The organism is Kitasatospora sp. LaBMicrA B282 (genome assembly GCF_050325825.1).
Lineage (GTDB): Bacteria > Actinomycetota > Actinomycetes > Streptomycetales > Streptomycetaceae > Kitasatospora.
In genome coordinates this window covers 1-7,462 of record NZ_JBNQTI010000274.1, presented here as the reverse complement: position 1 = coordinate 7,462, position 7,462 = coordinate 1, and the positions used below count along the sequence as shown (strand labels likewise).

8 protein-coding genes are annotated in these 7,462 nt (G+C 73.8%); 5 read left to right on the top strand and 3 right to left on the bottom strand.

Going from position 1 to position 7,462, the window contains the following annotated elements:
* Nucleotides 1-197: 197 nt before the first annotated feature.
* From ACQRUO_RS37865 to ACQRUO_RS37855, 3 genes are read right to left on the bottom strand one after another with little or no spacing between them, the layout of a single operon-like run.
* Nucleotides 198-383, bottom strand: coding sequence for a hypothetical protein (locus ACQRUO_RS37865; protein ID WP_428320725.1), 186 nt, complete (start codon nt 381-383; stop codon nt 198-200).
* A gap of 17 nt (nt 384-400) precedes the next feature.
* Nucleotides 401-1,309 carry a methyltransferase domain-containing protein gene (locus ACQRUO_RS37860; protein WP_428320724.1) on the bottom strand — a complete coding sequence of 303 codons (909 nt, stop codon included), beginning with the start codon at nt 1,307-1,309 and terminating at the stop codon, nt 401-403.
* Complete coding sequence (locus ACQRUO_RS37855; RefSeq protein ID WP_428320723.1) at nt 1,306-2,673, bottom strand: cytochrome P450; 1,368 nt, start codon at nt 2,671-2,673, stop codon at nt 1,306-1,308. The genes ACQRUO_RS37860 and ACQRUO_RS37855 overlap by 4 nt, the downstream gene beginning before the upstream one ends.
* Before the next feature lie 332 nt (nt 2,674-3,005).
* Between ACQRUO_RS37855 and ACQRUO_RS37850 the strand changes: the two genes are divergently transcribed.
* From ACQRUO_RS37850 to ACQRUO_RS37830, 5 genes are all read left to right on the top strand, one after another.
* A complete protein-coding gene (locus ACQRUO_RS37850) occupies nt 3,006-3,374 on the top strand; it encodes a hypothetical protein (RefSeq protein WP_428320722.1) in 369 nt (122 codons plus the stop codon).
* Nucleotides 3,375-3,419: 45 nt separating this feature from the next.
* The gene (locus tag ACQRUO_RS37845; RefSeq protein WP_428320721.1) at nt 3,420-4,412 is read left to right on the top strand and encodes an ABC transporter ATP-binding protein; all 993 of its coding nucleotides are present in this window, start codon (nt 3,420-3,422) and stop codon (nt 4,410-4,412) included.
* A complete protein-coding gene (locus ACQRUO_RS37840; protein ID WP_428320720.1) occupies nt 4,409-5,287 on the top strand; it encodes an ABC transporter permease in 879 nt (292 codons plus the stop codon). Before ACQRUO_RS37845 ends, ACQRUO_RS37840 begins: the two co-directional genes overlap by 4 nt.
* Nucleotides 5,288-5,370: 83 nt before the next feature.
* Nucleotides 5,371-6,576 carry a cytochrome P450 gene (locus tag ACQRUO_RS37835; protein ID WP_428320719.1) on the top strand — a complete coding sequence of 402 codons (1,206 nt, stop codon included), beginning with the start codon at nt 5,371-5,373 and terminating at the stop codon, nt 6,574-6,576.
* Nucleotides 6,576-7,462, top strand: an 887-nt coding sequence (locus tag ACQRUO_RS37830) for a flavin monoamine oxidase family protein (RefSeq protein WP_428320718.1), incomplete at its 3' end; no start/stop codon positions are given. The genes ACQRUO_RS37835 and ACQRUO_RS37830, both read left to right, overlap by 1 nt.

Sequence of the window (7,462 nt, the reverse complement as noted above, 5' to 3'; positions counted from 1 at the left end):
GTGCCAGTGACCCGCCTGCCGACGGCAGGCGGGTCACTGGCACGCGGCCAGGGGCCGGTTGTTTGTCAGGGGGGTGCAGTGCAGCCGGGGGAAGGCGCAGCGGGGCAGGACGCGGGCAGCACGCGGGCAGGCCGCGGGGCCGGGGCGGTCGTGCCGCCCCGGCCGCCGGCGGGGGTTCACTCCTTACCGCGTGCCGATCAGTAGCGCGGCTTGCGGCTCAGGGCGACGCCACCGAACAGGAACAGCACGCCGAGCACGCCGGCGACGATGGCCGAGGTGGAGTCGGCCGGCTTCTGGCTGGCGTCCATGACGGCGGTGACCAGGCCGGCCACCGCACTGATGTAGCAGAAGATCGTGATGAAGATCTTCAGGTTCGGGTTCACGAGCGTGCCTTTCTCTTTCAGCGGGGAGGGGTGTTCCGCAGGTGGCCGGGGTGGCCCTCCTGCGAACCGCGAGTCGCGGGTGCGGTCGCGGCGGCGGTGAGGCCGAGCATCATGACCCAGGCATCGGGGTCGGACCGGAAGCGGTTCCAGCGGTCCGCGGCGAGCGCGAGTTCGGCCAGGGTGAGGACGCCGGAGGCCACCAGCGGCTCCAGGCGCTGCGGGCCCAGTTGCGGGGCGAAGGCGTCGGTGGGGTGGTCGTCGTTGGTGGTGGCGAAGGGGCGCAGCACCACGTCGGTGAAGCCGGCCGCGCGCAGCAGCCGGGGCAGCCGGCGGCCGATCGTGCGGTCGCCGCCGGCGGTGCGCTGGGCGGCGGCCAGTTTGGCGTGCACGCCGGCCAGTTCGGGGTAGGCGGGGTCGGCCGCGCCCCAGGCGGCGGAGTCGACCTCGGTGCAGGCGACGGTGCCGCCCGGGCGCAGCACCCGGAGCACCTCGGCCAGGACCGCGGCCGGGTCGGGGACGTGCTGCAGGACGTAGCGCAGCAGCACGAAGTCCACACTGGCGTCGGGCAGCGGCAGGTCGGCGCCGTCGGCGACGAGCAGTTCGACGGCGGGGCCGGCGGCGTGCGCGAGCAGGTCGGCGTCGATGTCGGCGGCGATCAGCCGGGTGCCGGCGGGCAGCGCGGCGCGCAGCCGGCGGGTCACCGCGCCCGGGCCGGCGCCGAGTTCGAGCACGGTGGCGCCGGGGGCGGTGATGCCGAGCTCGCGCAGCAGGCGCAGCTCCTCGGTGAAGGAGAGCTCCGCCTGGGCCTCCAGCCGGGCGAGTTCGGCGGCCAGGCCGCCGCCGGTGGTGCGCGCCGGGTCGTAGGAGCCGCCGACCGGCCGCGGCGCGGCGGGCGGGACGGGGGACGTGCCCGTGACGGTGTTCATCGCGGCCTCGCAATCATGCTCATCCCGTGCTTGGGCCGCAGCGTGACCAGCGCCTCCGGCTCCACCGGGAAGCCCTCGACCAGTTCCAGTCGCACCGACTGGGTGAGCGTGGCGAGCACCAGCACCGCCTCCAGCAGCGCGAAGTGCTGGCCCACGCAGATCCGGTCGCCGCCGCCGAAGGGCAGGTAGAGGTGGCTGGGGAAGGTGGCGTCGGCGAACCGGTCGGGCCGGTACTCCTCCGCCGCCTCCCAGTACTCGGGGTGGCGGTGCAGCACCCACTGGCTGACGCAGACCAGGGTGCCCGGCGCCACGTGGTAGCCGCCGATGGTGTCCTCGGCCACCGCCCGGCGGGAGATCAGCCAGACCGGCGGGAAGAGCCGCATCGCCTCCTTGACGGCCCGTTGGCAGACCGGCAGGTCGGCGAAGTCGGCGGCGGTCGGCGGGCGGCCGCCGAGCACCCGGTCGACCTCCTCGCGGACCTTCGCCAGCTCCTGCGGGTGCCGGTCGAGCAGGTAGCAGGTCCAGGAGAGGGACTTGGCGGTGGTCTCGTGGCCGGCCATCACGATGGTCAGCACCTGGTCGCGCAGGTCCTCGTCGGAGACCAGGTGGTCGGTGGACATCATGGTGTCCAGCAGGTTCCCGCCGGGCCGCTCGGCCGCGCCGGCCGCCCGCCGGGCCGCGATCAGGGTGCGGGTGACGGTGTTCAGGAAGACCCGGGCCCTGTGGAAGCCGGCGTAGCGCGCGGCGGTGTCGGCCGGGTCGGGGTCGGGGTCGGGCACGTAGTGGCCGATGCACCGGTTGACCGCGTCCACCGCCCGGCCGAAGCCCTCGCCGATGCCGCCGAGGTCGGCGCCGAGGATCGCGTGGGTGAGGATCCGCAGGGTGAGCGCGGTGAACTGCTCGTCCACGGCCAGCGGGGTGCCGGCCTCGATCGCCGGGCGCCAGCGGTCCAGCAGGTCGCGGGTGGTGTCGGTGATGATGCCGTCGAAGGTGCGGACCGCGTTCGGGCGGAAGGCCGGTGCGGTCAGGTGGCGCTGGCGCGCCCAGTCCTCGCCGTTGCTGGTGAGCAGCCCGTTGCCGAGCAGCGGGCGCAGCATGGCGTCGTCCGGGGTGTCGAGCTTGGTGTAGTTGGCGCCGTTGTCCTTCAGGACGTGGCGGGCGTACTCGGGGCGATTCAGCAGGTAGACGGTGTCGCCGTCGGCCTGGTGACGGGTGATGTCGCCGTAGCGGCGGGCCAGGTCGGTGATGAAGGCGAGCGGCGACTCGCGCATCACCGCCATGTCGACCTCGCCCGGCGGGCCGGGTGGCAGGGCCGGGCCCGTGGGGTCCTGGACGCCGGTGCGCGGCGCGGTGTGCGTAGGCACGGTACGGACCACCTCTCTGCTGGGATCGGCGCCGGGCGCCGCTGGACGGAATGCGTATGCGTAGGCCCCGCGGATACGTACGTGGAATTCCCCGGTACGTACGCATCGGTGGGCGCCGGATATTCGAATACGTATCTCGATGCGTATTCCGATACGTATTCAGGGCATCGCTGCGTCCGAAATCTACCGCAGCCGCAGCAGGTGCTCAATACTTACTCCAGGGCCCGGAACTGAAGTCTTGGCGGCCTATTCCCAGGGGTGTCATTCTTCATTTGTCAGCAGCGCCCCCCAGGCGCCGCCGGCAAACCGGAACCGAACAAAGGAATAGTCACATGGCTTTGGACCAGCGGAAGAGGGCCGAGTTCGTCAACGGCTACACCCGCGCCCTGATCAGCGCCTGGTCGAGCGAGGACTACGCGGCCCGTCTGAAGACGGACTCGCGTGCCGCGCTCGCCGAGGCCGGCCTGGAGCTCCCGGCCGACGCGGAGATCGTGATCGTCTCCGCCGGTGCCGAGGACGGCCAGGAGGGCAACCTCGAGGTGCAGGTGGAGCTCTTCGAAATCGGTCTGGCGACCGGTCGCTACGAGTTCCACATCCCGGAGACCCCGCAGATCGACACCGCCGAGCTGAGCGAGGGCGACCTGTCGGACATCGCGGCCGGTGGCAACTCCTGCTGCTGCCCGTGCAGCTGCTGCACCTGATCCATCCGAGCAAGTTGAATTAACGACCACCTAGGAGCGATCCAAGTGGCTACCGCCGTCGGGGAGCACCCCGTCTCGATCCGCGGCCTTCGCAAGAGTTACGGCGACTGGCACGCGGTGCAGGGTCTGGATCTGGACATCCACCAGGGAGAGGTCTTCGCCCTGCTCGGTCCCAACGGGGCCGGCAAGACGACGACCGTCGAGATCCTGGAAGGTGTCCGCCAGCGAACCGGCGGTGACGTGCGGGTCCTCGGCTGTGACCCAGCCGAGGACCGGCGCGACTGGCGCGCCAGGATCGGAGTGGTCCCGCAGACCACCGGCGCCTACCAGGACCTGACGGTCCGTGAGGTCGTCGAACACTTCGCGGCGTTCTACCCGGCGCCGCTGCCGGTCGGCCAGGTCATCGACATGGTCGGACTGGCCAAGCACGAGAAGAAGCAGAGCACCGCCCTCTCGGGAGGTCAGGCCCGCCGACTCGACGTCGCGGTCGGCATCATCGGTGACCCCGACCTGATCTTCCTCGACGAACCCACCACCGGGTTGGACCCGGTGGCTCGCCGGGAGGCCTGGGACCTGGTCCGCTACTTCGCCGAGCGGGGCAGGACCACCGTGCTCACCACGCACTACCTGGACGAGGCCGAGGCGCTGGCGCAGCGCGCCGCGGTGATCGTCGCGGGGCGGGTGGTCCAGGTCGGACCGCTCGCCGACTTCGGGGCCCGCTCGCAGACTCCGACCACGGTCTCCTTCCGGATTCCGCCGGAGCTTGCGGGCCGCCCGTTGCCCCAGCTGCCCGGTGGCGCCCTCGCGGAGCCGGTCGCGGCGGACGGGCTGCTGCGGATCAGCACCCACGCCCCCACCGCACTCCTCGCCGAACTGGTCCCCTGGGCCCACGTCGCGGGGGTGGACGAGCTGCCCGAACTGCGGGTGCACCGGCCCACCCTGGAGGACGTCTACCTCGACCTGATCAAGCAGAACATCAGCGGCACCGACCGCGGCGCCGACACCACCGACGGCGCTACCGAGGCGGGCACCCGATGACCTTCACCACCCCTGTCCCGGCCCGCACCGAGCAGCAGCAGCCGCCGGCCCGCGCCGCGGCGCGCCGCAGCGCGCCGATGCCCGGGATCTGGCGGGCCGGCGCGGCCCGCTCCAAGGTCGAACTCAAGGAGTTCTTCCGCAACAAGCAGTCGCTGGTCTTCACCCTGATGTTCCCGGTGATCCTGCTGGTCGTCTTCGGCTCGATCTTCTCCGGCAAGGTGGCCGGCACCCAGACCGACCTCAAGCAGGTCTTCATGGCCGGCATCATCGCCGCCGGCGTGATGAGCACCTCCTTCTCCGGCCTGGCGATCAGCATCGCGATCGAGCGGGACAACGGGACCGTGCGCCGGCTGGCCATGACGCCGATGCCCAAGGCCGCCTACTTCATCGGCAAGCTGGTCCGGGTCATCGTCACCACCGCGCTGGAGGCGGTGCTGCTGCTGGGCATCGCGCTGACCCTGTTCGGCCTGCCGCTGCCGGACACCACCGAGCGCTGGCTCACCCTGGGCTGGGACCTGATGCTGGGCACCGTCGCCTGCGCGCTGGCGGGCGCCGCCTACTCGGCCGCGATCCCCAACAGCCGCTCGGCCTCCGCGATCGTCACGCCGGTCTTCATGGTGCTGCAGTTCATCTCCGGGGTCTTCTTCCCGTTCGGCCAACTGCCGCACTGGATGCAGACGGTGGCCGCGTTCTTCCCGGTGAAGTGGATGGCGCAGGGCTTCCGCTCGGTCTTCCTGCCCGACTCCTTCACGGTGGTGGAACCGGCCCACAGCTGGGAGCTCGGGCACATCGCCCTGGTCCTCGCGCTCTGGTCGCTGGGCGGGCTGCTGCTGACCGCGCTCACCTTCCGCTGGCGGGGGCCGCGGGTCCGCTGACCGACCGCCGACCTACCGCTTCACCCCCGACCGTGCGGTCCCCGTGGACCGCACGGTCGTCGACGACTTTTCGGAGCTGGACCATGACCACGGCGTCGGTGCGCCTGCCCGCACAGTTCATCCACCCGTTCGCCCCGGCCGGCCGGGCCGACCCCTACCCCGCCTACCGCTGGCTGCAGGCCAACGACCCGGTGCACCACGACGAGGCGTCCCGGCTCTGGCTGGTCACCGGCCACGCCGACTGCGCCACCGTGCTGCGCGATCCGCGCTTCTCGGCCGCCCAGGGGCAGCGCGAGCGGGCCCGGGACGACGCGCTGCCGACCTCGATGCTGACCACCGATCCGCCGGACCACCACCGGCTGCGGGCCCCGGGCATGCTGCTGCTGGGGCCCGCCGCCGTGCGCGCGCTGCTGCCGGCGCTGGCCGCGGACGTCGACCGGCTGCTGGACCGGCTGGCCGCGGCCGGCCGGGCGGACGCGGCGGCCGAGCTCGGGCGGCCGCTGGCCACCGCGGTCTTCGCCCGGCTCTTCGACCTGCCGCCCGGCGAACTGGGCCGGTTCGAGACCCTGGCCCGGGCCGCCTCGATCAACCTCGACCCGATGGTCCCGCCGGCCCGCGCCGCCCTCGGCCGCACCGCGGCCACCGCGCTGACCCGCTACCTGGACGTGCACGCCGCCGACCTGACCCGCCGGCAGGCCCCCTCCCCGCTCGCCGCGCTGGCCGCCGACGACCGGCTGGCCCGGGCCGAGATGCTCGGCATCCTCAGCCTGGCGGTGATCGGCGGCTGGCAGCCGCTGGCCGAGGCGGTCGGCAACGCGCTGCACACGCTGCTGCCCGACCGCGCCGCGGTGCGCCGGCTGGCCGGGGCGGACGAGGAGGCGGCACGACTGGCGGTCGACGAGCTGCTGCGGCTGCAGGCACCGATCCCGTTCACCGCCCGGGTCACCACCGAGCCGGTGCAGCTGGCCGGCGGACCGCTGCCGGCCGGGGCCCGGGTGCTCGCGGTGCTCTGCGCGGCCAACCGCGACCCGGCGGTCTTCGCCGAGCCCGAGGAGCTGCGCCTGGACCGCCACCCCAACCCGCACCTGGGCTTCGGCGGCGGCCCGCACTTCTGCCTGGCCGCACCGCTGGTGCGCCAGGTGCTCGCGCTGCTGCTGCCCCGGCTGCTGCGGCGCTTCCCGGCGCTGACCGGGCCGAGCGGGGCGCCGGACTGGGACCAGTGCCTGGTGCCGCGCCGGCTGCGCAGCTTCCCGCTGGAGCTGAACTCCGCCCTCGGGGAGGCGTGCTGATGACCACCGACGTGATCGTGGTGGGTGCCGGCGCGGCCGGGCTGAGCTGTGCGCGACGGCTGCGGGCAGCGGGGCTGTCGGTGCTGGTGCTGGAGGCCCGGGACCGGGTCGGCGGGCGGATCCGCACCTTCCACCCGGCCGACGGCGGTCCGCCGCTGGAGCTCGGCGCCCAGGTGGTGCACGGCGACCGGAACCCGGTGCACGCGCTGGTCGGCGCCGACCGGATGGCCGAGGTGCCGCGCCGGGTGGCGGCCCGGATCCGGCTCGACGGCCTCGAGGCGGACATGGGCGTGCTGGCCCGGGGTCGCCGTGCCCCCTGGCTGCTGGCGGCCCAGCTGACCGCGGACCCCGGGCCCGCGGGCGTCGGGGGCACTGGCGGTGAGGGCGGTGAGGGAGGTGACGGCGCCAGCGTGGCCGACTGGCTGCGCCGGCGCGGCGCCGCCGGGGTCGAGGAGCGGGCCGCAGCCGAGTGGTTCCGGCAGAACTGGGCGGTGGACCCCGAGCGGCTCAGCGCCCACGGTGTGGCCGCCGCGCACCGCGGGGACGCCGTGGGCGAGGGTGAGTACGCCGTCGCGGGCGGGTTCGAGGTGCTGGCCCAGGTGCTGGCCGAGGGCCTGGCGGTGCGGCTCGGCGAGCCGGTGCACGAACTGGCCTACCGGGCCGGGTGGGTGGAGGCCCGCACCGACCGCGGGTCGATCGGCGCCGCGGCCGCCGTGGTCACCGTGCCGCCCGCGGTGCTGGCGGCCGGCCGGCTGCGGCTGACCGTGCAGGACGGCGGCCGGGACGCGGACGCCGCGGGGCCGGCCGGCAAGCTCGCCGGGGCGCTGTGCCTTCCCACCTTCTTCCACCCCCCCCCTTTTTTCCCCCTTTACCCCCCCCCCCCCCC